The organism is Leptolyngbya sp. FACHB-60 (assembly GCF_014695775.1).
Lineage (GTDB): Bacteria > Cyanobacteriota > Cyanobacteriia > Phormidesmidales > Phormidesmidaceae > Nodosilinea.
On sequence record NZ_JACJOX010000011.1, the window covers coordinates 52,742 to 76,805 of the forward strand.

The 24,064-nt window shown below is 52.5% G+C and carries 25 protein-coding genes; 16 read left to right on the forward strand and 9 right to left on the reverse strand.

Translation table 11 applies throughout. The features are described 5' to 3' along the window. Window positions 1-42: 42 nt before the first annotated feature. Window positions 43-954 (reverse strand): ABC transporter ATP-binding protein, encoded by a 912-nt coding sequence (locus H6F57_RS02795; protein WP_190629565.1) that lies wholly within the window; start codon window positions 952-954, stop codon window positions 43-45. Window positions 955-1,058: 104 nt separating this feature from the next. Here H6F57_RS02795 and H6F57_RS02800 point away from each other — a divergent pair, with 104 nt between their 5' ends. The 5 genes from H6F57_RS02800 (at window position 1,059) to H6F57_RS02820 (ending at window position 6,392) form a co-directional block, all read left to right on the forward strand. Further along, window positions 1,059-1,475, forward strand: a complete 417-nt coding sequence (locus H6F57_RS02800) for a nuclear transport factor 2 family protein (RefSeq protein ID WP_190629397.1) — start codon at window positions 1,059-1,061, stop codon at window positions 1,473-1,475. A gap of 171 nt (window positions 1,476-1,646) precedes the next feature. Next, complete coding sequence (locus tag H6F57_RS02805; RefSeq protein WP_190629399.1) at window positions 1,647-2,354, forward strand: hypothetical protein; 708 nt, start codon at window positions 1,647-1,649, stop codon at window positions 2,352-2,354. A 35-nt stretch (window positions 2,355-2,389) separates the two neighbouring features. Next, a complete protein-coding gene (locus H6F57_RS02810) occupies window positions 2,390-4,306 on the forward strand; it encodes a hypothetical protein (protein ID WP_190629401.1) in 1,917 nt (638 codons plus the stop codon). Between the two features lie 405 nt (window positions 4,307-4,711). Continuing rightward, entirely contained in the window at window positions 4,712-5,968 is a 1,257-nt protein-coding gene (locus tag H6F57_RS02815; protein WP_199289862.1) for a SpoIID/LytB domain-containing protein, read from the forward strand. A 199-nt stretch (window positions 5,969-6,167) separates the two neighbouring features. After that, window positions 6,168-6,392 (forward strand): NfeD family protein, encoded by a 225-nt coding sequence (locus H6F57_RS02820; RefSeq protein WP_190629403.1) that lies wholly within the window; start codon window positions 6,168-6,170, stop codon window positions 6,390-6,392. Here H6F57_RS02820 and H6F57_RS02825 read toward each other — a convergent pair. The 3 genes from H6F57_RS02825 to H6F57_RS02835 form a co-directional block, all read right to left on the reverse strand. Beyond that, complete coding sequence (locus H6F57_RS02825; RefSeq protein ID WP_190629405.1) at window positions 6,389-7,105, reverse strand: cyanoexosortase B system-associated protein; 717 nt, start codon at window positions 7,103-7,105, stop codon at window positions 6,389-6,391. The genes H6F57_RS02820 and H6F57_RS02825 overlap by 4 nt on opposite strands. 30 nt (window positions 7,106-7,135) lie before the next feature. Then, window positions 7,136-8,020: a cyanoexosortase B gene (gene crtB / locus H6F57_RS02830; RefSeq protein WP_190629406.1), complete on the reverse strand. Its 885-nt coding sequence runs from the start codon at window positions 8,018-8,020 to the stop codon at window positions 7,136-7,138. A gap of 113 nt (window positions 8,021-8,133) precedes the next feature. Beyond that, window positions 8,134-9,330: a DegT/DnrJ/EryC1/StrS family aminotransferase gene (locus tag H6F57_RS02835; RefSeq protein ID WP_190629408.1), complete on the reverse strand. Its 1,197-nt coding sequence runs from the start codon at window positions 9,328-9,330 to the stop codon at window positions 8,134-8,136. A 218-nt stretch (window positions 9,331-9,548) separates the two neighbouring features. Between H6F57_RS02835 and H6F57_RS02840 the strand changes: the two genes are divergently transcribed. The 5 genes from H6F57_RS02840 (at window position 9,549) to H6F57_RS02860 (ending at window position 14,750) form a co-directional block, all read left to right on the forward strand. Continuing rightward, a complete protein-coding gene (locus H6F57_RS02840) occupies window positions 9,549-9,893 on the forward strand; it encodes a Dethiobiotin synthetase (RefSeq protein ID WP_190629410.1) in 345 nt (114 codons plus the stop codon). A 241-nt stretch (window positions 9,894-10,134) separates the two neighbouring features. Continuing rightward, entirely contained in the window at window positions 10,135-10,446 is a 312-nt protein-coding gene (gene groES, locus H6F57_RS02845) for a co-chaperone GroES (protein WP_073609036.1), read from the forward strand. Window positions 10,447-10,816: 370 nt separating this feature from the next. Next, window positions 10,817-12,451: a chaperonin GroEL gene (gene groL, locus H6F57_RS02850; protein ID WP_190629412.1), complete on the forward strand. Its 1,635-nt coding sequence runs from the start codon at window positions 10,817-10,819 to the stop codon at window positions 12,449-12,451. Window positions 12,452-13,002: 551 nt separating this feature from the next. After that, window positions 13,003-14,142 (forward strand): ParM/StbA family protein, encoded by a 1,140-nt coding sequence (locus tag H6F57_RS02855; protein ID WP_190629414.1) that lies wholly within the window; start codon window positions 13,003-13,005, stop codon window positions 14,140-14,142. A 104-nt stretch (window positions 14,143-14,246) separates the two neighbouring features. After that, entirely contained in the window at window positions 14,247-14,750 is a 504-nt protein-coding gene (locus H6F57_RS02860; protein WP_190629416.1) for a plasmid segregation centromere-binding protein ParR, read from the forward strand. A gap of 32 nt (window positions 14,751-14,782) precedes the next feature. Here the strand turns inward: H6F57_RS02860 and H6F57_RS02865 are convergent, their stop codons facing one another. The 5 genes from H6F57_RS02865 to H6F57_RS02885 form a co-directional block, all read right to left on the reverse strand. Further along, entirely contained in the window at window positions 14,783-15,205 is a 423-nt protein-coding gene (locus H6F57_RS02865; RefSeq protein WP_190629418.1) for an HNH endonuclease signature motif containing protein, read from the reverse strand. Window positions 15,206-15,212: 7 nt separating this feature from the next. Further along, the gene (locus tag H6F57_RS02870; protein ID WP_190629420.1) at window positions 15,213-15,614 is read right to left on the reverse strand and encodes a hypothetical protein; all 402 of its coding nucleotides are present in this window, start codon (window positions 15,612-15,614) and stop codon (window positions 15,213-15,215) included. Window positions 15,615-15,821: 207 nt separating this feature from the next. Further along, complete coding sequence (locus H6F57_RS02875) at window positions 15,822-16,184, reverse strand: hypothetical protein (RefSeq protein WP_190629422.1); 363 nt, start codon at window positions 16,182-16,184, stop codon at window positions 15,822-15,824. Window positions 16,185-16,762: 578 nt separating this feature from the next. Beyond that, window positions 16,763-17,068 carry a hypothetical protein gene (locus H6F57_RS02880; RefSeq protein WP_190629424.1) on the reverse strand — a complete coding sequence of 102 codons (306 nt, stop codon included), beginning with the start codon at window positions 17,066-17,068 and terminating at the stop codon, window positions 16,763-16,765. A 375-nt stretch (window positions 17,069-17,443) separates the two neighbouring features. Then, window positions 17,444-18,766 (reverse strand): hypothetical protein, encoded by a 1,323-nt coding sequence (locus tag H6F57_RS02885; RefSeq protein WP_190629426.1) that lies wholly within the window; start codon window positions 18,764-18,766, stop codon window positions 17,444-17,446. Between the two features lie 394 nt (window positions 18,767-19,160). Here H6F57_RS02885 and H6F57_RS28245 point away from each other — a divergent pair, with 394 nt between their 5' ends. The 6 genes from H6F57_RS28245 to H6F57_RS02915 all read left to right on the forward strand — a co-directional run bounded on the left by H6F57_RS28245 (window position 19,161) and on the right by H6F57_RS02915 (window position 24,062). Beyond that, entirely contained in the window at window positions 19,161-19,514 is a 354-nt protein-coding gene (locus H6F57_RS28245; RefSeq protein WP_347279959.1) for a GFA family protein, read from the forward strand. 476 nt (window positions 19,515-19,990) lie between these two features. Next, window positions 19,991-20,593, forward strand: coding sequence for a VWA domain-containing protein (locus tag H6F57_RS02895; protein ID WP_190629431.1), 603 nt, complete (start codon window positions 19,991-19,993; stop codon window positions 20,591-20,593). Between the two features lies 1 nt (window position 20,594). Beyond that, entirely contained in the window at window positions 20,595-21,167 is a 573-nt protein-coding gene (locus H6F57_RS02900; RefSeq protein WP_206753708.1) for a hypothetical protein, read from the forward strand. A 337-nt stretch (window positions 21,168-21,504) separates the two neighbouring features. After that, window positions 21,505-22,476 carry a class A beta-lactamase, subclass A2 gene (bla, locus tag H6F57_RS02905; RefSeq protein ID WP_190629435.1) on the forward strand — a complete coding sequence of 324 codons (972 nt, stop codon included), beginning with the start codon at window positions 21,505-21,507 and terminating at the stop codon, window positions 22,474-22,476. Window positions 22,477-22,798: 322 nt separating this feature from the next. After that, a complete protein-coding gene (locus H6F57_RS02910; RefSeq protein ID WP_190629437.1) occupies window positions 22,799-23,425 on the forward strand; it encodes a hypothetical protein in 627 nt (208 codons plus the stop codon). A gap of 238 nt (window positions 23,426-23,663) precedes the next feature. Further along, the gene (locus H6F57_RS02915) at window positions 23,664-24,062 is read left to right on the forward strand and encodes a DUF2087 domain-containing protein (RefSeq protein ID WP_190629439.1); all 399 of its coding nucleotides are present in this window, start codon (window positions 23,664-23,666) and stop codon (window positions 24,060-24,062) included. The last annotated feature ends 2 nt before the right edge of the window (window positions 24,063-24,064 follow it).

Here is a 24,064-nt window from a genome sequence, read left to right on the forward strand (position 1 = left end):
GTTCACGATCCGAGACAAACCTTATACCCAATACCTTGAACCCTATACCCCCAGCGGTTTCTCAGGCTGCCGAGTCACTTCCAAATAAACATGCTCTAGCTTGACCGGGCTACGGGCGATCGAGTCGAGGGGAATGCCGTCGAAGCGATCGAGCAGATCCTTAAGTTCGAGCTGGTCGGGCACCCAAAAGGCCAGATCACCGCCGTAGGTGCGGTGGGGGTAGCCAAGCTGCTGAGCACGGGCGATCGCCCCCTGCACATCCTTCGTCTCCACCGTGACAATCTCCTGGGCGGGAATGCGCGATCGCAGTTCCTCTAGGGTGCCCTCCGCCAGCAGCTGCCCCTGGCGCAAAATGCCGATCCGCTGGCACAGGCGCTCGACCTCATCCAGCAGGTGGGAGGTGAGCAGCACCGTCACCCCCATCGACTTAAACTGGCGAATTAGCTGCCATAGCTCTTGGCGAGCCTCAATATCGAGCCCGGTGGTGGGTTCGTCGAGAATCACGAGCTTGGGGCGGTGCAAAATCGCCGCCGCCATGCTCAGCCGCCGCTGCATGCCGCCGCTGAGGCGCTCGACGGGGACGTGTTTTTTATCTAAAAGTTGCACCGACTCCAGGCACACATTCACCCGTCGCTGACAGTCTTGGCGGGAGAGGCCATAGAGGCGGCCAAAGAAAAACAGGTTGTCGCTACAGGTGAGGCTGCCGTAGAGCAGGTTGCTCTGGGGCATTACTCCCACCCAGGCTTTGGTGGCCTCTCCGGCGGGACGATCGCCGATGGTGACGGTGCCCCTGTCGGCCTTGAGCAAGCCGCAGATGATGTTGATGGTAGTAGTTTTTCCAGCACCGTTGGGGCCGAGCAGACCGTAGATTTCCCCCGGCTGTAGGTTCAGGCTGAGATTTTGCAAAACCGGCTTAGAACCGTAGCGCTTACAGAGATTGGCGAGTTTTAGCATCAGGGTGCGCAACATTGCTGCCGGAGGTGGTTGCCTCCCCCTACCGTTGTTATGCTCAAGACGGGAAGCAGGGAAAGCCCCTGTATCTTATCAGTGAGGACCCTATGGCTGGCGATCGCGAACTGGTCTTGGCCGCAAACCAGGCTTTCTACCGCTCCTTTGAGAAGAAGGATATAGAAGCCATGGAGGCGGTCTGGTCAAAAGGTATGGGCTGCCTCTGCATTCACCCTGGCCGCGATGCCCTCAAGGGCTGGGTCGAGATCCGCGAGGCCTGGGCGCGCATCTTTGAGAACACCAGCTACCTCGAAATCGACACCGACATTCTCACCGTTGAGGTCAGCGGCGACCTGGCCTACGTGGTGCTGATTGAGAACGTGCTGCAAATTAGCGGCAGCGAAACCGGCACCGATCGCTTTGGGAACCGCCGCCTAGAAGCGCGATCGATGGCCACTAACGGCTTTGAACGCATGGCCGGACAGTGGTATATGATTCACCACCACGGCAGCCCAGTGGTCGATTGAGGGTGATCTCCCCAGCGATGTCCAACAAAACCGCCTCTCATTGGCATTAGAACCAGTTACAAATCAACCTTAAGATAGATGATTTCAGGTTAATTTTTGGCGCAATTTCAACCCCACTTAACGTGAAACCGATATCCTACTAAGTAAAATCTTTGGGGATTGCGGAGAACAATGAGTAGTTTTAGTTCTGATTTGACCGGTCGAGACTACGAGGTCAGAATCGGTGATTACTTTAGCCGAGGGTGGGAGATCTTTAAAGCCAAAGCACTGCTGTTTGTTTTGTTTACGCTGCTGCTGCTACTGATCCAAGTTGTGATCTCTATTCTGCCCCCTCCTATCGGCACCAGAGCCGAGGGCAGTTCTGAGATCACTATTTTGTTCTCTCCTATCGGCGACAACGGCGGCATTCTCAGCCTCGCCTTCAACATAATTTCCCCGGCGCTCACCGCAGGCTATTACTTTGTGGCCTTCCAGATTGCGCGCAATCGTGATGCGGTATTTAACGACTTCTTTCGAGGGTTTAACAAGTTTTTGCCGATCTTTCTGGTCACGCTCGTCTCGACTGTTTTGATCGTTATTGGGTCTGTGCTGCTGATTCTACCGGGCGTTTATCTGGCCGTGGCTTATCTATTTGCCCAACCGCTGGTGATCGACAAAAATGCTGACTTCTGGCAAGCCATGGAAACTAGCCGCAAGCTGATCACCAAAAAGTGGTTTTCATTCTTTGGGCTGCTGCTGCTGATTTTCTTGCTCAACATTGGCGGTGTCATTCTGCTGGGCTTTGGCTTGCTTGTCACCATTCCGCTGTCGATTTGCATCATCGCAGCCGCCTACGAAGACATTGTGGGCCTCAATTCAGTGTCCGACGTCGCCGTTTGAGCGATCGCCTATCTAGAGTTTTGAGGGCTTCAGCCTTGGCTGAGGCCCTTATTTTTCTGGCCTCTAGCTTTTTCAAGGGGCGCGATCGCCAGGGTTTATCTTGGGCAAACTGCCTCCGCGCGGTGGCTGGAGAGTATCATCAGCTTTGGGAGTTTTCGGGCGGTGTTATGCGGTTATTCAAAACATGGCAGCTGCCACCCACAGCCTGCTGGATGCTGCTGTGGTTTGGGTTCGCCCTGGCGATTCGTTTCTTAGGATTGGTGAGCAAGCCCCTCTGGATGGACGAAGCGGCCACGATGATCTTCGCCCTGGGCAACAGCAGCTATTCGGCTCCCCTCGATCAGGTGGTTTCGTTAGACCAGCTGCTAACGCCCCTTCAGCCCCGGCCAGAAGCGAGCGTAGGCTCAGCCATTCACTACCTCATGCAGGAAGATAACCATCCACCGGCCTACTTTGCGATCGCCCACCTGTGGATGAACCTTTTTCCCGACGCGCAGGGGGTTGCCTTGCCCTGGGCCGCGCGTGCCCTGCCCGCTTTGTTTGGTGCCTTGAGCGCGCCAGCAGTGTATCTGGCCGGGTGGTTGGGGTTTCGCTCAGTGCTGGCGGGGCAAATCGGTGCTGCCTTTATGGCCGTGTCGCCCTTTGGAGTGGCTATGTCTCAAGAGGCGCGGCACTACAGCATGGCCACCCTGATGGTGTCATTGGGGCTAGTCTGCTTTGCCGTAGGGGGCTGGAGCCTGCGTCGCCCCCGCCCCGGAGCAGCCGCGCCCCGACCAATTTCCCTACCTTTGGCGCTGCTGTGGGTGGGCATCAACGCCTTGGCCTTTGCCACCCACTACTTTACGGTGCTGGCGCTGCTGGCCCAGGCCCTGGTGTTGGTGGCCCTGGCCCTTTACCAGGGGCGGGCCCAGCCTAGACTCCTCTGGCAGCGCCCCTGGCGACGGCTTTACGGGGTCATGCTGGGAACGCTAGCCGCTTGCCTGGTGTGGCTGCCAGTGCTGCTCAATTTCTATGGCAGCAGCCAGTCCTCCAACTTGGCCATTGACCTCAGCCAGCCGAGGGTGTGGCTCGACCCGATCGCCCAGACCCTCGTCGGGCTGATCTTTATGGTGATTACGCCCATCACCAATGCTCAGGGCGTTGTGGGCATTACCGCCGTAGTGCTGTCGGTGCTGGTGCTGCTGCCCGTGCTGCTGGGGATGGTGGCGCGGCTGCTGAAAGCCAGACACCTGGTGAGCCAGTCTGACAATGGCCGGTTTGGCCTGTTTTTGATGGGCGGGTTTGTGCTGGCGGCGATCGCCCTCTTTCTTGCGGTCACCTATGGCTTAGGGATGGATATCACCCGAGGGCATCGGTATAACTTTGTGTTCCATCCCGGTGTGATGGTGTTGGTAGGGGGGCTATTGGCCGTCTACTGGCCAGAGACCACCGCACAGCCGCGATCGCTCCGCATTCCCTTCACCCAGCAAAAAATCTCTGGGCGACGCACTGTTCAAGTGTTTTGGATGGCTGGCGTGGTCAGCGCCCTATTTGTTGTGAGCAATCTGGCCTTTGCCAAATACTTTGCACCAGCCGAACTTGTACGCACCATTCAGACAGAATCCACCTATCCAGCACTGATAGGCTTTCCTGCTCAGATCGAAGCAGAAAAGCCTACGGTAATTGGTCATGAACTGTTGAGCATCGGTTGGGAAATTCACCGCCATTTCAACCCCAGCAACCCAAACAGCGGGTGGGCTGTGCCGCCCCAATTTTTTCTTTGGACCTTGCCCAATAATCCAACCGCGCCCCCCGAAGAAAAGCTGGCCGAGATTCTCTCAACCATGCCCCGCCCCTTCGACCTCTGGTTTATTCACATTGGCTCAGATTTGAGCGCCAACGGATGTCAGCAGCTGAGCCAAACGGGCAGCGGCGGCCATCCCTACAGCCACTACGAATGCACACCTTTATAGGCGACTTGAGGCGACAAAAGCCTGCATTTCCTCAGCCTTGGGAACTTGCAGGGATGAAAACCCGTCTTCGTGGGACGAATTAGATGACCCTTAGAACGCCCTTAAACAATGTAAATCTATGGGGAAGATGGTGTTGCCAACTCCCACGCAGCACTCGGTTAACGCTTTAATCCAAAAGCTTTTAAGCCTGATGTCAGACCCGTAGGTACTGAAGGATTCTTTGCGCAAGAACTTACAAAGCCTTCTTGTAAGCTATATACACTCATACTTTATAAATCTATGTCTTTAGGCATATGTTACGAATGTGTCTGAGTCGTCGCATTTTTTAACGCTTATCCTTAGATGGGAAAAGGCTTCTTGGCCATGGTTCGATTACGTAACGCGTGGGTGTTGGGTTAAACCACCATGAGAGATCTTTGGAAGGCTCAGGGACCAAAGCTGCGGCCGGTACGACTCAAGTCTGCTCGGGTCAAACCGCTGCGTTCCAAGCCACTGTCATGGTCTTGGGCATTGGGTAATAAGAGCCGCCGAATTAAAGTTTTTGGTGGGTTAGTTTTTGCCAGCCTGCTGCTGGTGCAGGTGTCGGCGGCTCCCTTTGGAGGCCGGGATACTAAGGCCGGTAACCTGAGCCCGGTTCTGTGGGAAACCACGGGCATGGTGCGGCAGTCCATTGTCGATCTTTATCGGGCGCGGCGATTGCTGGTGCAGGCCACGCTTCCTACCGACGGCGAGGCGGTCAGTACTGCGGCCAAGGCTCCGACGGCGGCCCCCGCAGCCGCAGCCGCCGCAGCCCCGGCCCCCGCTAGCCCAGCTGCTAAGGCCCCCGCTGCGTCCGCTAACCAAGCCACTAACTCTGGCGCAACGCGATCGCTGCCCCAGCCCTCGGCACCGCCTGCTCCTAACAGCGCTGGGACCAGTTTTGACCCTGGCAAAACCATTGACACCAACTTAGAAATGCGGGTGGCAGTGGCTAAAAACGCCTCCAGCCTAGAGGTGGCCACCTCCGTAGACGGCTACCTAATGGATCTCAACGGTCAAAACCACTGCAACCTGCCCGCCCAGAGCAGCCTAGTTCTCAAACCACAGGGGTCTGGCATGGCGGTCGGTAGCTGTGCTCTCAGCAACACCGCCTGGCTAGAGCCTGGCGAAGGCGGCTATGTCTTTGTGGGCGACAGCTGGTACAAAGGCCGCGTGCTAATGATCACCGATGGCTCTGGTCTAATGGCCGTCAACTTTGTGCTGATGCACGATTACCTCAGCAGCGTTGTCGGCAGCGAAATGTATGTGGACTGGCCAGACGAAGCGCTCAAGGCCCAGGCAGTAGCCGCTCGCTCCTACGCGCTAGTGCACCATGTGCGCCACGCCCAACGCGCCTACGACCTCGACAATACCCAGCGTTACCAGGCTTACAAAGGCATTGCCAAAGAGACCAATACGACCCAGGCGGCGGTAGCTAACACTACAGGCGAGTTCATTAGCTACAACGGTGGCATTGTCGAATCGCTCTATGCGGCATCGGATGCGATCGTGCAGGCTGCTCACGGCGGCAACGGCATGAGCCAAACCGGCGCTATGGAACTGGCCTCTAAGGGCTACAACTACACCCAAATTTTGGGCAACTACTATCCCGGCACCAGCCTCTCCCGCCTCGTTGTGGAGTAGGAATATCGACCACCAACCGAAGTAGCAGCGGGTTAGACTCTGCCCTTCGCCAGTAGTTAGCTGACGCCAAAATTTATGCTGATGCCTTAAAGCTCATCCTCGTAGGGTGAGCTTTTTTGTTACATAACGTACTACATGTGTCACACCTTGCTCTCTACCTTCACTGATAAGCGAGGGGAGAAAAGGAGGCACATTTGCCATGACTGACTTGAATACACCAGCCAGAGCCATGCTTGAGGGTAAATTTTACCCCGGCGTTGGGATGATTCACTCTGTGGAACAGCCAGGTTTGAAGTGGGTCGTGCGCGTCAACGGTGTGTATTGGACGGCTCGCGCTGCTCTGACGAGCTACAGCTTTCAGGCTGGCGATGCCATTCGCCCGATCGCTCGCCAGGGCAATACCCTGCTCATCGAACCCGCCTAAGTGTTGAAGACAGCGGCGGTCAGCTGTTGCTGAATTAACCCTGTTAAGTTTTCAGCCAGGGATTGATAGGCATCCATCGTGCCCAAGGGTTCCATGGGCAGCAGCAGACTCACCGCCACCCAGGGGGTGAGTCTGCGCTGAGTGAGCTGAGACCACTGGTTGGCCCAAAACCAGTGGCTGGGTGACGGATGACCGCCGCTGGGCATGGCATACCACTGCACGATCGCAAAGCTCTGGCGATCGCCCCAGGCCCGAAAGAACCTGGCCTCCACCGACCCAGCCTGGGGAGAGGTAACCTTGAGTCTGCGCCGCGACTCAATGCGCCACTTTTGCGCCCCGGCTAGGTCAATCCACTCTAGCTGAGGCTGGTTGCTGTGCCAGGGCTGGGGGTGCAGCAACACCGCAAACTGCTGCACCGGGGCTGATTGAGTCTCAGAAGAGTCTGCCCGATACTCTGCCAAGGTCCAGGTTTGGCGGTTGATGGGGACGGGTTCAACGGTGGTTTGCTGCCAGCCGGGCAGGGCCAGTCCCTCTGTTTGCAGGGCGCGCAGCTGATCGAGTTGGGAGACCTGGGGGCTGTTGGCCCAGGGCCACTGCCCGCTCAGGTAGGCGGGCAAAGTCGCCATCCCCGCCAGAGCGGTAAGCACAACCACCAAAACTAAGTTGACCCAGCGGCTGGGGAGCAGGTTAGCAGACGAAGGCTGAGGGGTCATAGGAGCGATCGCATTCCACAAATAACAGACCTACACCGACGATGACGGCGACTGCACCGCCAGATTGAGGCGATCGGGCACCCGCTCTTGAATCAGCCGCAGCAGCAGAATGATGGTGAGCAGCATTAGGGCCGAGTAAAGGTCGCCGCCCCAGCTCTCGTGTAGCCAATCAAAAGCGCCATCGCGTCCCGTGCCGTGGAAGTAGCTCAGAAACGTATTGCGGAGAATGTTGCCCACTACGCTAATGGCCACCGTGCCGCTAAAGAAGAGCACTGTTCTCAGCCGCGACCTGTGGACCCCAGTCCAGTAGGCCAACATCAGGGCGACGTAGAGGCTGGTAAACAGCATCTTGAGCCCAGCGCAGTGGGGGGCAACCTCCACCGTTTGATCATTCACGAACAAGTAAATATTCTCGACCGTCACTGGAATGCCAAGCTGCACCAGCAAGAACCCCGCCACCGACGCAATCAATCGCTGCAAGGGCAAAATGTAGGGCTCAATCAGGTAGGGCAGCTGAGTTGGCGTTGCCAGCGCCACCAAAATGAGAGAAATCGCCTGAAGCCGCAGCCCCGCGACGGATTTTAGACCCAGACACAGCCCCACTAGCATCACCGGCAGCGAGAGATTCATCCAGTCGGGCAAGCGGGTGAGGTACATCAGCCCCGCTAGCCCTACCAGACCCAGACCTAGGGGATGGCAACGATTGGGCAGTTCGCCCCAGACCTGACGCTTACCCCAGGCAATGTAGGCAGCAAAGGGCAGCCCCAACAGCCCGTGGCTAAAGTACTCGTGCTGAATGCTGATGGACTTGTTCAGCCAGCCATCGACCCAGTGCAGCAGCAGCGGCCCGTAGAGGATCGCTAGGAGTGCGGCGATCGCCCAGGGGGGGGTGAGGTGGCGGCGGAGGGAGGGCATGGGGAGCGGGGATGTGGGAAAGATGAGGGAGATGGGGAGTTTGAGTGTTTAGTTTTGAGTTCTGGACTCTAGCTTTAATTCAAAACTCAAAATTCAAAACTGAAAACTTTTCTTCACCCATTCACGGCTTGCAAAACACCGACAGCTCTAGCGGCGGTGACTGCTTCAACCATAGCGTCTACGACGTAATCGACCTGCTCTAGAGTCATACCGGGGTACATCGGCAAGGAGAGAATCTCTTGGCTGAGGGCTTCGGCCTGGGGAAAGCTGCCGGGGCCATAGCCGAGGGCACTAAAGGCGGGTTGCAGATGGCAGGGGATGGGATAGTGGATGCCGGTTTGCACGCCAGCGGCGGCAAGCTGCGCCTGGAGGTTAGCACGATGGAGGGGGCAAGTAGCCGTAATGCGCACGACGTATAGGTGGTAGATATGGCCAGGGCCAGCGTCGTTGTGCATGGGGAGAATGCCGTGCTCAACTAGAGGGGCGAGACGGCGATCGTAGTGCTGGGCGATCGCATAGCGAGCCTGATTCCACCCCGGCAAATGGGGCAGTTTGACGTTGAGCACAGCGGCTTGCAGGGTGTCTAACCGGCTGTTGGTGCCCTGGGGTTCGGTGTGATAGTACTTGCTGGTGGCACCGTAATTGCGCAGCGATCGCGCCGTCTCCGCAATCAGCTTGTCTCCTGTGACAAACATGCCCCCATCGCCTAACGCACCAAGATTCTTGCTAGGGTAAAAGCTAAAGGCCGCCCCTAAACCGATGGTGCCGGCGGTGTAGCCCTCGTGCTGGGCCAGGTGGGCCTGGGCCGCATCTTCAAAAATTATCAGCCGGTGGCGGTTGGCCAAATTCAGCAGTCCGTGGGGCGAAACCATTTGGCCGTAGAGGTGTACAGGCACAATGGCGCGAGTGCGAGGGGTGATGGCGCGCTCGACAGCATCGAGATCCATGAGAGCGGTGGCGCGATCGCAGTCCACAAACACAGGCGTTGCCCCCGACCGCAGCACCCCCATCAGCGTCGCTACAAAGGTATTGGCGGGCAAAATCACCTCATCGCCGGGGGCAACGCCGCAGGCAATCAGACCCAGGGCGATCGCATCGGTGCCGCAACCTACCCCTACCCCAAACTGGGTGCCGCAGACCAAGGCAAAGTTCGACTCAAAGTCGGCCAATGCCGGGCCCAGCACAAAGTCTCCCTGGGCGATGACGGCATTAATTACCCCCTGAATAGTTTCCTGCAACGGCCCATGCTGCCAGGTCAAATCGACAAACGGAACCGCCAAAGGAGCTGCCAGTGGAGAAGGGATGGTCATACTCACCTGCGTAGGTTTGGGTGAACAACGGGCGATCGCCAGTTACGCTCAGCTTGCCCGCATACTGCAATGCCTTATCAACTTAAGCGAGGCACCGTTTATAGTTCAATGCTGCTGAAATCCGCCCAGGCGGTAAACTGGGTCAAACTTAGCGTCGACTCAATAGCAACCACCAGCACACGCGGGGCTAAATCACCCTATTCAGCTACCGTACCCCTATGGATTTTGAAACCTCTCGCGAATTTGTCGTCCGCCAAACCCTCGGCACCAGAGAAGACCTGCCCGATACCTTTATCGCCTGCCTGCGCCAGGGCAAACCGCCCGTACCGGGGCAGGTCACCTCTCTGCTGCTCGCCCTCAAAGCCCTGTTTGAAGGCCTAAAGAACGAGCCCACCCTCGATCGCACCCTCACGCAAGCCCTCTTCATTCTCTCTTACGAAAGCCGCCAGCTCTACGCCCAGGGGCAGAAGGCTGGCGTTGTGTGGCCACCGCTGCTTGATGAAGACCTAGGGCGAATTGGCAAGGCGGCGCAGTCGATTGTGTTTGGCGAGTGGCAAGGGTGAAAGAAAGTTTTGAGTTTTGAATGTTGAGTTTTTAATTAGGGCTGGGGCCTAGAACTCAAAACTAAGAACTCAAAACTTTTCCCTCTCTTGTAGGGCAAGCCTCCTAGGGTAGGTTCGGCAAACCACACCTCCCAGAGAATTGCCGAGGTAACTTTTGGGCAGCTAAATTAGCACTCAGGATGCGGGAGTGCTAACGCGTCTCGATTCAAACATTCACTAAGCAAACCTTTGGAGGTACATTATGGCCGCAGTCACCCTGAGTGTATCTACTGTGAAGCCTCTGGGCGATCGCATTTTGGTCAAAGTCAGCGAAGCCGAAGAAAAAACTGCTGGCGGCATTTTGCTACCCGACACCGCTAAGGAAAAGCCCCAGGTGGGTGAAGTGGTGCAGGTTGGCCCCGGCAAGCGCGATGACAACGGCTCGTTCCAGCCGGTGGAAGTCAAAGTCGGCGACAAGGTGCTCTACTCCAAGTACGCCGGTACCGACATCAAGCTTGGCACTGACGACTACGTGCTGCTGCGCGAGTCCGACATTCTGGCTGCCCTCGGCTAGGCTCATTGGGATTGACGATTTTGGCCCGTAGGGTGGGCAGCGCCCACCATCGACCGGGGCGATCGCAGACTAATCCGTAGAAGGCATAGCGTTGAGGACTAAGGATTTATTCAATCCACGGTTTGTAGGTTAGGCATCCTGCCTGATCGTGGACAGCCGAGACGGCTATCCCACAAAGTCCAATCCTAGATCTTAAGGCTCTGCCCACAAGGAAATGTCCCATCCATTCGGGGCTTTCCTTGAGCCAAGCTTGGTGCGTCAGGTTATGAGCCAAGCTCAGGCTATGCCGACGCCTGACACACCCAATAACGTTCTAAACACAACGCAGTTAGTTCAACAATTCACCTTTTGTTAGGAGGATTATTTACCAATGGCTAAAACGATCACATACAACGAAGATGCTCGTCGCGCCCTTGAGCGTGGCTTCGATATTCTGGCCGAAGCCGTAGCCGTGACCCTCGGCCCCAAAGGTCGCAACGTGGTGCTAGAGAAAAAGTATGGCGCACCCCAAATCGTCAACGACGGCATCACCATTGCTAAAGAAATTGAGCTAGACGATCATATTGAAAATACCGCCGTCTCTCTGCTGCGCCAGGCGGCCTCTAAAACCAACGACGCCGCTGGCGACGGCACCACCACCGCGACGGTGCTAGGCCATGCGATCGTCAAAGAAGGTCTGCGCAACGTCGCCGCTGGGGCCAACGCCATTTCACTGAAGCGCGGCATCGACAAAGCCACCGCATTTCTAGTCGAAAAAATTGCTGAGCACGCCCGTCCCGTTGGCGATTCCAAGTCGATCGCCCAGGTGGGTGCCATCTCCGCCGGTAACGACGATGAAGTTGGCCAAATGATTGCCAATGCCATGGATAAAGTCGGTCGCGAAGGCGTGATTTCTCTGGAAGAGGGCAAGTCGATGACCACCGAACTGGAGGTCACCGAAGGGATGCGTTTCGACAAGGGCTACCTGTCGCCCTACTTTGTCACCGACACCGAGCGCATGGAAGCGGTGCTCGATGAGCCCTACATTCTGATCACCGACAAGAAAATTGCCCTGGTGCAAGATCTGGTGCCTGTGCTGGAGCAGGTGGCCCGCTCCGGCAAGCCCCTGATGATTATCGCTGAAGACATTGAGAAAGAGGCTTTGGCCACTCTGGTAGTCAACCGCATGCGCGGCGTGCTGAATGTGGCTGCGGTGAAAGCGCCTGGGTTTGGCGATCGCCGCAAGGCCATGCTTGAAGACATTGCCGTGCTAACTGGCGGCCAGGTGATCTCCGAAGACACCGGCCTCAAGCTCGACAACACCAAGCTCGACATGCTGGGTCAGGCTCGTCGTCTCACTATCACCAAAGACACCACCACCATCGTCGCCGAAGGCAACGAGAAGGATGTCAAGGCCCGCTGCGAGCAGATCCGTCGCCAGATCGACGAAACTGAGTCGACCTACGACAAAGAAAAGCTGCAAGAGCGTCTGGCTAAGCTCTCCGGCGGTGTAGCCGTAATCAAGGTCGGTGCTGCCACCGAAACCGAGATGAAGGACCGCAAGTTGCGCCTCGAAGACGCCATCAACGCCACCAAGGCAGCCGTTGAAGAAGGCATCGTCCCCGGCGGCGGCACCACCCTAGCTCACCTGGCTCCCCAGCTCGAAGCCTGGGCCAGCGACAACCTCAGCGGCGAAGAGCTGCTGGGTGCCCAAATTGTCACTCGCGCCCTCACCGCCCCTCTCAGCCGCATCGCTGAAAATGCGGGCTACAACGGAGCCGTCATCGTTGAGCAGGTGAAGGAGAAAGACTTCAACATTGGCTATAACGCGGCCAACAACCAGTTCATCGACATGTTCGAAGCTGGTATTGTGGACCCCGCCAAGGTGACCCGTTCGGCGCTGCAAAACGCGGCCTCCATCGCCTCGATGGTGCTAACCACCGAATGCATTGTGGTTGACAAGCCCGAGCCTAAGGCTCCGGCCGCTGGCGCTGGCGCTGGCATGGGCGGCGACTTCGACTACTAAACCTGCTCAGGCAGTCTAGATTCGGATTGTCTGAAGTATGCAAAAAGGGCCCGGCTAATTGAATTAGCCGGGCCCTTTTTGCGTTTTTTTAGTGAGAAACTGCGCTTGCTCAAGCTGGATTCAAAACCTCAAATTCGCAGAGCTGTAGACCGATTAAAACAGGCAAGCCGCAAGCCAAAATCATTAGCTTTTCTTTGCTTATTCTGCCGGCAGATAGATGATTGTAGAAATCAAATAAATAGACCTAGAATTTAGAGGTTATCGGCTTTCATGAAGGATCTCTGTATTCTTTTTGACCTGCCAAGGTCAGAGAATACTGATAGACAGATTTTCCGCAAAGCCACCTAAACACTTGACATTTGAATGCCGAAGTGCAGCTTAAAAAAGAAAAATTTTTCTGGAACACTTTGCTGATTTGGGAGTCTTGGACAGTTAGCCATCAAGTCGAAGACCTGATCCCCGTCAAAGTTTCTAAAGATCTTTGACTTGGCTTTGCTGCGGGGTCATAAGGTTGGTGGTTTTTGTGATGCTCGATAAAGGGTTCAGAATCAATGACCATGTCACAAGCTGCTTCTATACCGATGAACCAGACATCGCCAGTGAGAACCACAGGCGATGCCGCAGCACCTAAGGAAAACATTGTGTCGTCCAAATCCATTCTCAGTGTTGATTTGGGGCGTACCTCTACAAAAACTTCTATTAGCCGCGATCCGAGTGGTGTTGTCTTCATTCCGGCAAATGTCAAACATCTGTCGATAGAGCAAGTGCAGGGGGGCGCATTCGAGGCCCGTGCAACGGATCCTCTATCTGACATTTGGATGGTTTACCAGGGCAGCGGCTATGCCATGGGACAGCTAGCAGAGGATTTTGGCGCTAATTTAGGGGTCGGCCAATCTAAAGTCAATGATGCTTTAGTCAAGGTTCTGGCCTGTGTCGGTTACTTTCAAATGCGGGATGAGATTTCGGTAGTGCTGGGACTGCCCTATCATTCTCAGGATCAGTTTGAGCGCGAGAAAGAGCAGCTGATGAGTTTGCTGCTGGGGCCACATGTGATGAGCTATCGGGGTGAACCGATTACCATCAACATCAATAAGGTTTGGGTCATGCCTGAAGGGTACGGCAGCATTCTATGGAATGAGGTGCAAGAGAAGAAAGATATTAACGTTGACTTTACCAAGCTGCCCGTTGCGATCGTGGATATTGGGCATCAAACCACAGATTGCATCATGGTTGACAACTTCAGATTTGCTCGTGGCGTTTCTAGAAGTGAAGCGTTTGCTATGAGCCAGTTTTATGAGCAGGTAGCATCCCAAATTGAGGGAGCCGACAGCCAGTCTTTGGCGTTAATCGCTGCTGTAAATCAGCCTCAGGGCCAACGGTTCTACCGTCCGCGGGGAGCCAATCGACCCACTAACTTAGACGACATTTTGCCTAACCTCAAAGAGAATTTTTCGCGGGAGATGTGTAACCGATTGTTGGCTTGGCTGCCAGAGCGGGTTACAGATGTCATTCTCACGGGTGGCGGCGGCGAGTTCTTTTGGGAAGATATCCAGCGCTTGCTGAAAGAAGCCAAGATCAATGCCCACCTCGCTACGCCGAGCCGACAGGCTAACGCCCTAGGGCAGTATATTTATGGAGAAGCCCAGGTGGCAGGAGCCCGTGCGGCCCGTGCAACAGCTCAGGCTTCTTGATTTGGGCGTTAGCCGTGCCTAGTCTCTTCTCAATCGAATGTTGATTTTGTTTGCTTGAATGAGTGTTTTAGGAAAGCAAACTCTGCATCGATTGGGAAGAGATTTTGACCAGTGGGTGGCACTATGGTTTCAGGATGAGAATGATGGTATTGAAGTGGTTACGCCAGCCGAAGAAGTTGGTTCTGTTTCGCCAAAGTGAGTTTGATCAACATCTATTGGCTGCCGTCAAAGCTGAGCTGGTTAGACAGCCGGGCTTGAGTTTTAGCAACCTTTGCAAAGAAGCTCTTCACCAGCTTTTGCTGAGTAACCACGCTTATCCTAGTCAACCACCATCTTCTACAGATACAGACAAACGTATTGAGAGCCTTGAGGCCCAGTTGCTCAGTGTAGAGCAGCGTTTTTTTGCCCAAGAGAAGAATCGGCTAGAACGGTTAGAAGCCCAACTGGCGCAGCTGTCTCTCCAGGTGGCTCACCTGGCAGGCTCTGGTGCTGCCATTCCGACGTCTCCCCAGCCAGCTTCAGATGATGTGCATTATGCAGAAGAGGTCGAAGAGGTACCTGAAGATCCCGTGCTGTCTCGCCTGAGCGGATTGATTGATGATTTTTAGAAGGTGAAAAAGAGTTGGCCTAACGGCAATGGTTAAAAGGACAAACCTGGGTAAAGCCCCTGGGCGGCTAGGGTTTGTCGTAGCTGGAGGCGGCTGGGCTCGTTGAACTTGAGCAAAAATAGAGTAGTTCGCCCAATGGCAGTTAGCCCAAGAATGTAACCCCCGTCTAGCTGAAAATGCTCTGCCCAGCTTTGGCTACGCGGGTTAAAGAGAGGCGTGATTTCACCTGTGAGCGGATCGATGCTGGTGAGGTCGGAGCCTTTGTGGCGATTGCAGGGTAGGCAGGCCAGCACTAAGTTCTCTGAAACCGTTCGCCCTCCGTGTTTGAGAGCAGTGGCGTGATCTACCTCATGGCTATAGATGGAAAAGGTTTGGTGGATCAAGCAATATTCGCAAGCCCCTGAAGCTCGCTGAGTAACTAACTGCCGCAAAGCTACTGGAATGTAGTCAGCCATGGGGGTGCTAGTTGTTGGGAGCCGACTTGAGGGTAGCGAAAGCACGGGCTTTGAGAAACCCGATCAGGGTGTCAAGTTGCTCATAGAGATCTAGTTCTGCTGATTCGGTAGGGGTGAGAGTGGCCTCGCGATTTCTTTGTAGCAGCGTTTGCAGTCGGCTTTGCGATGTCTCAGAGACTTTGAAGCCGATAATCTGCTCTGAGGTAGGCTGGCTGATGAGGAAATCGAGGATTTCTTGGTAGGTAGCAAAGGTGGCCAGTGAGGGAGAGGCGGCGGAGCTTTGGTCTGGGGTAGGCTGGCCGAGCAGGGTAGTGGCGATGAGCCGAGTGAAAAGGTCAGAAAACTGACTTTGAAAGGGAGCTAGCTGCTGAGCCAGATCGTCAGGGATGTCGATAGTGATTTGGGCCATTGTTGGAATCGCTATAAGGGACAGATCGGGTAGTCTGCTCTCTATATCTACCACTGTAGTCAAGTGGCGAAATCGCAACTCCAGCGCTTTATGGATAGCGCAGATAATTACTTTTGAATGGTATCCATGGGTAAACCTAAGGCACCTCGGCCTCTTGACGAAGCCGAGGTGCCTTGGGTCGTAAGCTTAAAGCGTGAGTGCCAGTCGTTAAGCTGCTGGGCGGCGACGGGGACGCTTGCGCTCAGACTTTTTCTTATAGCCGACTGACTGGGCTTCGTGGCTATCAGGCCCATACAGACCCCGCACCGATTCTTTCATGGCCATAACGCTGTTGTGGAATTCCCACTCGGCTTGGCGGGCTTCGTCGGCAGCCGCTTTGGCCATGGCAGCCAGTTCAGTTTCTTTTTGCTGTTTGGCCTGCATCGCGGCTAGGTTGGCTTGCAGTGTCTCGGCGGAAGCTTCTGGGCGGCGGGCGGTGTAGTCTCTTACGATGCGAAAGCCTTCGTAGGATTCGATGTCTTGAAGAATAATACGGGTCTGGAGGCGGCGAGTTACATCAATAGTAGCCATAGGATAAATCCTCAAATAGGGTAAAAGTTTGACCTTGGTTGACGTAGCAATGACAGGGCAGAATTTTCAGGAGATGGGCGTGCAGCGTTGAGGCAATCGCCTCTGCATCAGTTGGGGCGGTGTTTTGCGTAAATTAATGCTGCCCTTGAGGGTTAAACGCGCATCGCCGCAGCGGAAGCCGCAGCCAAACATCGGCCAAATGGCCGAGAGCAGCATTAATGCAGCGCTAAAAATCCTTAGCGGGTCTGCAACAACGCTTTAGTTTGAGCTGCAATGGCAATCTGCAAGGTCAGATTAACAAGCTGGAGGTTGCAACTAACGATCTGAGGGCGCAGATTGCTAAGCTGAACCCTCAGATCGTCGATCTGCTAGGTCACATTGGCGATCTGACCCTGTAGATCGTTAAGCTGAGCCGTCACATTGATGATCTGAGGTCGCAGATTGCTTTGCAACGCTGCGCGATTTGCTTTGCAACGCTGCGCGAACGCTAAGGTTTGTCAAACAGTTACCGAGTACCTTTGCCAGTAGGCAAATTTTGGCCAACAACAGCAGGTACCCGGTAGCTGCAAGGAAAAGACTTACTCAATCAGTATGGTTTTGGTAAGAATGGCCATCCAGGTCTGGGGTTCGTTAGGGTGCTTTGGCTCGCTGCCGTTGGGCGGCACGGGGATGGGGTCGCTCCAGTCGTTGGGGTTGGCGTAGCCGAGGGAGTGGAGGATTTTGATGGTGCGATCGATGGCTACCAAACTGCCGTAGAGCAGGTGGCGCACTTTCTCGGGTGTTAGAGACTGAGCCCCTTTGTTTTTGGCTCCAGAGTTGGGTGGCAGCGGCAGGGAGCTGGGTTCTGAGTTGTCGCTGGCGTCTGGTTCGAGATATTCAAACATCGGTTCTGTTTCCTTTTTTGGTTGCGGTGAGCAAGCCCTGCCCCCCGCAAGGGGTGGAAGGGTGAGGAAAACAGAACGCGAAAACCCTAGCCACCCGCAGTTGAAGTGCAAACTGGAGTGACTAGGGTACGATCTCCCTAGCCTCGCAATCTGCTGGTTAGATTTGCGGGGTTAGCTGTCGGTTGGTGCTCGTAACACCTTCCGGCAGCGCCAAAGTTTTCGAGTTCTGTGTAACAACCGCTCTGGCCGAACGGCTTAGTGGATGAGTGTACTAGCGCAAAAGCAACTCGTCAACCGTAGTGAAATGCTTGAGGCGATCGTTTCCCTCACTTGATCGAGTAGGGGCTGTAGGAAAATGTTGTTCTCCTCCATGATTTAGCGTTGGCCAACACTACTTCGGGCCAAGGTTACAGATCTTTTTCGTTCCAAGGATTGTTTTATAATTTCCGTAATCATTGCAGTATCATTTAGCCTTGACCCAATCCATCCGTGTTGCACAAGCTCAATAAATAAAGTGTTATTAATGTGCCTATCGGATTCCTGATACACAATACGAACAGCTCCATTTTCGCCTCTGACTTTATCTGAGCCAATTAGTACTTCCCAATAATCCAACGGGAAATACATTCCTTTAATGAGATCAGTTGATGCTAATTCAAGCCTAAAAGGTAAGCAAAGTTTGAAATAGAATGGATTACCGTGCAATCTGTATTGAAAATAATTAGACACTTTTTCATTGTCGGATGAGCAAAAGCTTTTTTGAAGCTCCTTCATCTTCTCAATCTCTTTTTTGTAAGATTCATCTAGTAAAGGTCTATATACAATTCGGTTAAATCTTTTGGAAGTCTCAACTTTCATTCTTTTATATTGAACCATGATATAAGCATCAAATCTGTGATGGTAATACACGAGATCAACGCCTGTATTCTGTTCAACCTTATGCCTATTAAAATTTGAAATAGTTAAGTTTTGCCCTTCTTTAGTAAAAGTGGCAGAGCCAACCATATCGTTACTGATTTCTTGCCAATTACTAAAGAATCTGGCATCTCTTGAGTTCATTGGGTCTTCCAGTATAAAGGTATTTTGCAAGCCTTTAAGATAAGGCGCAACCTCGTTATTTGTGGAAACAGGACTCCAAGCAAAAAGTATTTCTTCCCTATCAAGCCCAAATATGTCAAGTGCCAATCCAATTGAATCTTTCTCTTGAGCAACAACTTGTAAGCCTGAATCCTGAATTGATGAATTTAGGATATTACGTAAGTTGTCAAGCTCACAAAAACTGGCCACTAAAGATGGTTGCAACTTTTTAATTGCCTCAATAAGAGCTTCCCATAGTTCTGGTTCTAATTTTTTGGCAACTCCATCTGATGGCTTCACTACATTTTCGGCAAAATTAGTTAATACTCCCTCATTTAAAGTAGTAAATTTTATCGGGGGATTAAAAAAAATAAAGTTTGAGAATAAAACTCTTCGTCTAGCAGTCGCAGCAGCACCGCCCAACCTCGCGATACTTGCATGTGTGATAGTATCTTTCTTCCCGTCAAGAGAGTGTAAACAAAGCTCGATAACGCTAGAGGCAAATTCAAATTTGCTGATCGTGTCACTAAATTTTCCGTCACACCTGATAGACTTAATTAGCGCCTTGGCATGCGTCGGATCATTGCAGACAAATAAGAAGCCGCTATCCTCTTGAGTCATTTTCTACACTTTGCTGCATATATATATTGTTATAATATAGAGCAATCTTGAGCAAGGAAGCCTGATACTAGGGACGTCTAACAAATCGCTGAGTTGGAACCCGCAAGTTGCTCAGTGAGTTGTCAAGGTTATTTGCGTCTGGTGAGCTTAGCCGTTACGACCAGTGCGATCGCAGATCTCTTGTAGGTTGGGTTGACGAAGGAACCCCAACAATCTCAGCGGCAGATGTTGGATTTCCTCCTGAGGGAGACGATTCGCGAACACTAGCTCAACCCAAAGCGACTAACTAAATTCCACGGAGAGCTAAGCAAAGAGGTCTGTTATGAATGTTCCATTTTCAGGTGGCTGCGCTTGCGGTGGCGTACGCTACGAGTGTCACAGTGCGCCTCTGGCCATGCTGAATTGTCATTGCAGTGATTGCCAACTATCTAGCGGAGCACCGTTCGCATCTGGCGTAGTCGTATCAACAGAGTCCATCAAAGTCACCGGCTCACCAAAAGAATATTCTGTTCGCGCGTCAAGTGGCTCTCAGACAACGCGAAGTTTCTGCTCAAACTGCGGTAGCCCCTTGTTCACAACCGGCGAAGCGATGCCAGATTTCACATCCATACGCTTTACGACGTTTGACGACCAAAGCGATTTTTCTCCTGCACTGGACATTTGGACATCAAGCGCAGCCCCCTGGGTTTGCCTAAATGAGGAATTACCACACTTTTCGCAGTCCCCCTCACTGGGCACACAAGCGTAACGATGGCTCAACCTAACCTACTAACCGGGGTATTAGCCAGCACTTCTGACGGATAACACCCTCATTTTCCCTGCTTAACCCTCAAACTTGCTGAATAAAACCCCGAAATACAGAGCTTAACTGGCAGATTTGATGTTTAATTCCTTAAGAAGCGGGTGTTATCCAGCAAATCTAACGGATAATGCCGAGTATAGAGGGTCTTATCCAGCAGATCTGACACTTAATACATAGTTATTGCTTCAAATTCTGAACCGATCGCCCCTTAATTTCCGATTACCGTCTTACTAAAAAGACATCGCAGGGTGAAGCAAGACAAAGTATTCGTTGCTCATCCATCACTATCGCGGAGATTTTCGTTCACCCCCGCAAGGAAAAGGATTGCAGATGACTACCCAGGTTGGACTGCGAGCGGCTAGATTGGTAGAGCAAAATCCAGCCTGAGCGCCAACCAGAACGTTACGTTAGAGAGGTGTTGTATGAAAGACCGGGACTATACGTTGATTCTTGACAAGAGCGGCAGCATGTCTACCTGCGATCAAGCAGGTGGAAAAAGCCGCTGGGACGCTGCTCAAGAATCGACTCTGGCACTGGCGCGGAAGTGTGAGCAGTTTGACCCAGATGGAATTACGGTTTATTTGTTCTCCAGTCGGTTCAAACGCTACGACGATGTGACTTCCAGCAAGGTAGAACAGATCTTCATGGAGAACGACCCCGTCGGAACCACCAATCTGACTGCGGTGCTGATGGATGCTGTGAACAACTACTTCCAGCGCAAGGCGGCCGGAAAAACGAAACCAGCAGGTGAAACAATCTTGGTTGTGACGGATGGCGAACCGGACGATCGTCGATCGGTGATGGAAGTGATTATCGAAGCAACGCGCCAGATGGAGCGAGATGAGGAATTGGCGATCTCGTTTATCCAGGTAGGGACGGATTCTGGGGTTACCAAGTTTCTTAAGGCATTGGATGAGCAGTTGGAAGGCGTGGGAGCCAAGTTCGACATTTGTGACACGATCACAATGGATGACATGGCGGACATGACCCTCGCGGAAGTATTGATGGATGCAGTGAGCGATTGATATGGACGCGGTGGATAAACTGCTTGCCGATCTCAAAGCCGAAGCGGAAAAGCCAGAAACAGCGCAGACAAACTCAACTCCAGTCCGATCGGATACGGGGGCAATAGATACAGGGGCAACGGTGCGATCGCTTGATACCCTGTTGCAGGACCTTGATCAGGACACCCGGCAATCTGTTCAGACGAAATTGCTGCACCACTCGACTGAACCTGCCACCCGCCCAGTTCCGTCAAGCCACCCCGTTGAATCTGGATCAAATCCCTTGCTGACGGAGATGAAATCTCAGTATGAGGAACGCGATCGGGCAGCGGCGATGCAGCAACAGCAGGAACTCCAGGCTGCCGAGCAACGGCGGCAAAAACAAGCGCAGGAGAAGCAGCGACGACTGGAAGAACTCCGGCTCAAGCGGCGGGCGAAACTTTCTGGGCAAGCGCAGGCATGGCTGAAGCAACTTGAGCCCCGATCGACCGAAGGACGCTGGTTTGAAGAGTTTGCCTGCGGATATGAGTCGCGGTTGGAAGCGGCGCTCGACTACTTGGAGGCGCTACACTCCGTTGGCGGTCAGCCTGGTTGAGGCGATGTTGCGGAACCAGGAAGCGCAGCAGGAAGCAATGTTATCTTGCTGAGTCGGTTGCTGGGGCAGAGGAGACGCAGGGCGAGGGAGCCAGATAGCAGATTTAGAATATGGATGAACGGTGAAATTCTACACCGCATAGATAGAAGTGTATGAAACGAGCCGTGTATATCCGACATTCCGCAGGTTGACGATTATTTTTTCTTGTGCATGGCCTGAGGCAATAGCTGAAAGCCTTTCTGCCAGGGGGTTTTAGTGCGATCGCAGATCTCTTGTAGGTTGGGTTGAGCTAGCTAACCCAACCTACTAACTTCTTCACTGCTTCAATTTAGGTTGGATGATTCGAGCAACCATTAAAAGCGTTTGGCTTTGTGTATTTTGTTTTTCTTTACTGACTACTGGCTGCACGAGCAACAATTCCAGCAACAGAGCAGACAACCAAAACAGTCAGACAGATCCACTAGAAGAGGTTGTGGCATCTAATGCAAATAACGAATTACGCAATCAAATTGGACAAATATCTCAGGCTGCTCAAGGGCGTGTCGGGGTTACAGTTACAGTACTAGAAACCGGGGAATCAGTTACTTTGAATGGAGATCAGCAATTTCCAATGCAAAGTGTTTACAAGTTTCCCATCGCAATGGCTGTACTGGCTCAGATCGATCAAGGAAAGTTGAGACTAGAGCAGCAGGTTCGTGTTGAAGCCAGCGATTTCGTTTCAGACCTTCAGCACAGTCCAATTCGAGATGAGAACCCGCAAGGGGTGGAACTGAGCCTAGCTGAACTGCTGAAATACATGGTATCTGAAAGTGATGGGACAGCTTGTGATGTGCTGTTAAAGCTAGTTGGTGGACCAGAGGTCGTCACTCAGCATTTGCGTAACCTCGGTGTAAATGGCATTGTTGTTGCCAACACGGAAAAGGAAATCGGCCAAGACAAAGCCGTGCAGTACCGCAACTATGCTACACCTGATGGGGCAGTCGCCTTATTGCGTACCTTGCATGAAGGGCTAGGGCTTTCAGAATCTAGCCAAGCGTTATTACTACAGTTGATGACCGAGACACCTACAGGTCTACAACGTATTAAAGGACTGTTGCCTGATGGGACAGTGGTAGCACATAAAACTGGTACGTCGCGCACCGTTGATGGAGTGACGGCCGCAACAAATGATGTGGGACTTGTGACGCTACCGAATGGGCAGCATTTAGCAATCGCAGTTTTCGTTTCAGATTCGACGGCCAACGATACGATACGCGAAGAAGTGATAGCAAAGGTTGCGCGAGCAGCATGGGATGAATGGAGCAAATAGGCACAGAACAGTACTGCAATTAGTGCGATCGCAGATCTCTTGTAGGTTGGATTAACGAAGGAAACCCAACAATCTCAGCGGCAGGTGTCAGGTTTTCCCTAAGGGAGACGCTTCACGAACGCTAGCCCAACCCAACCTACTAACTAGATTCCACTATTCAGTAGCGTTAGCGAAGACCTCTATATAAATCAAAGAGAAAAATTGGTTCTCCTTTAAAGAGAGTGATAGATTGGCTTGAGATGGTCGATTAGAAAAAATAAAGTTTTAGGAGGATACTTTGTATTACTTAATCTTCTTCATAAGCCTTTTTATAGGATTAATTTTGGTTTTTAAACCTGTCTTTGTTGACCCCAAATCAAATGTGAGAATTAAAGGTATAGACGAGCATGATAAAAGTATTTATATTGCATTTGCCATATCGTTGCTGATTCTGATCCCTATACTTTCACCTTCATTCTCATTCTTGATTCCACTGATATTTTTTGGATCAACGCTGTTTCAACCGGTTCGCGAGTTAACTAGACCGCTGTTAAAGGGGTTTGCAATAGTTCTAAAACGTCATTCCATTCGACCTTTCCACTGTATAGCCTGCAAAAAACCTCTTGCAAAGTCAAGTGCTCCAGTTAATTCTTTGACAGATAAGGAACAGTTAGCATCAGAAATTGGGAGTATTGACTTTGAAGTTTGGTACTGTACGATTTGTTGCTCTGAGCCTATCCAAAACTCTATGCATTTGCGAGCATACATAGATTCATCAAATGATTTCCGATTATGCTCTAGTTGTGACGAAGTAACTATGGTCAAGACCTCTTCTAGGGTTTTGGAAAAAGCGACAGCTGAAACTGAAGGGCAGGAATTGTTTACTTATGCTTGTCAGTATTGCCAAGCAGAGAAAACAGAAATAAAGATAATTCCTAGAGTAAGCGATGGTGGCGGAGGTGGAGGCTAGTGCGATCGCAAATCTCTTGTAGGTTAGGTTTCCTACGTCAACCCAACCTACTAACTAAATTCCACTGGCAGATTTGATGTTTAATTTCTTAAGAAGCGGGTGTTGTCCAGCAAATCTAACAGATAATGCTGAGCATGAAGGGACTTATCCAGCAGATCTGACACTTAATACATAGTTATGCCTCGATAAAAGAAATGTGTAACCTTGAAGAAAGGAAGTGTAAGTAGAGGAGAAATCCGTGATCGGAAGGGATCAGGTGATGAAGGTACTGGGGAGGTTACTAAGTAGTGGACCTATCGACCATTTACCTAGGAAGTTCTCTGATACTGAGCTGCTTATGGCGTTAGCAGCATCGAGTTTTAACGCAAAGCAAGAATACTCTGAGAAAGAGGTTAATGATCATCTCGTAGACTGGCTGAAAGGATTTACAGATCCAACTGGCTTAGATCATGTCACGGTACGGCGTTACCTAATTGACCTGAAATTTTTCCTCAGAAATCCATCCGGCTCATCCTACTGGATGAATGAAGCAGTAATAGCATTGGTCTTAGAGCCAGAAGCCAGAACCGTTCATCCCTGTGATGTTTTGGCTGAGGTACAACGTCAACGAGAAGAGAGAAAACGTAGCAATGAATAACA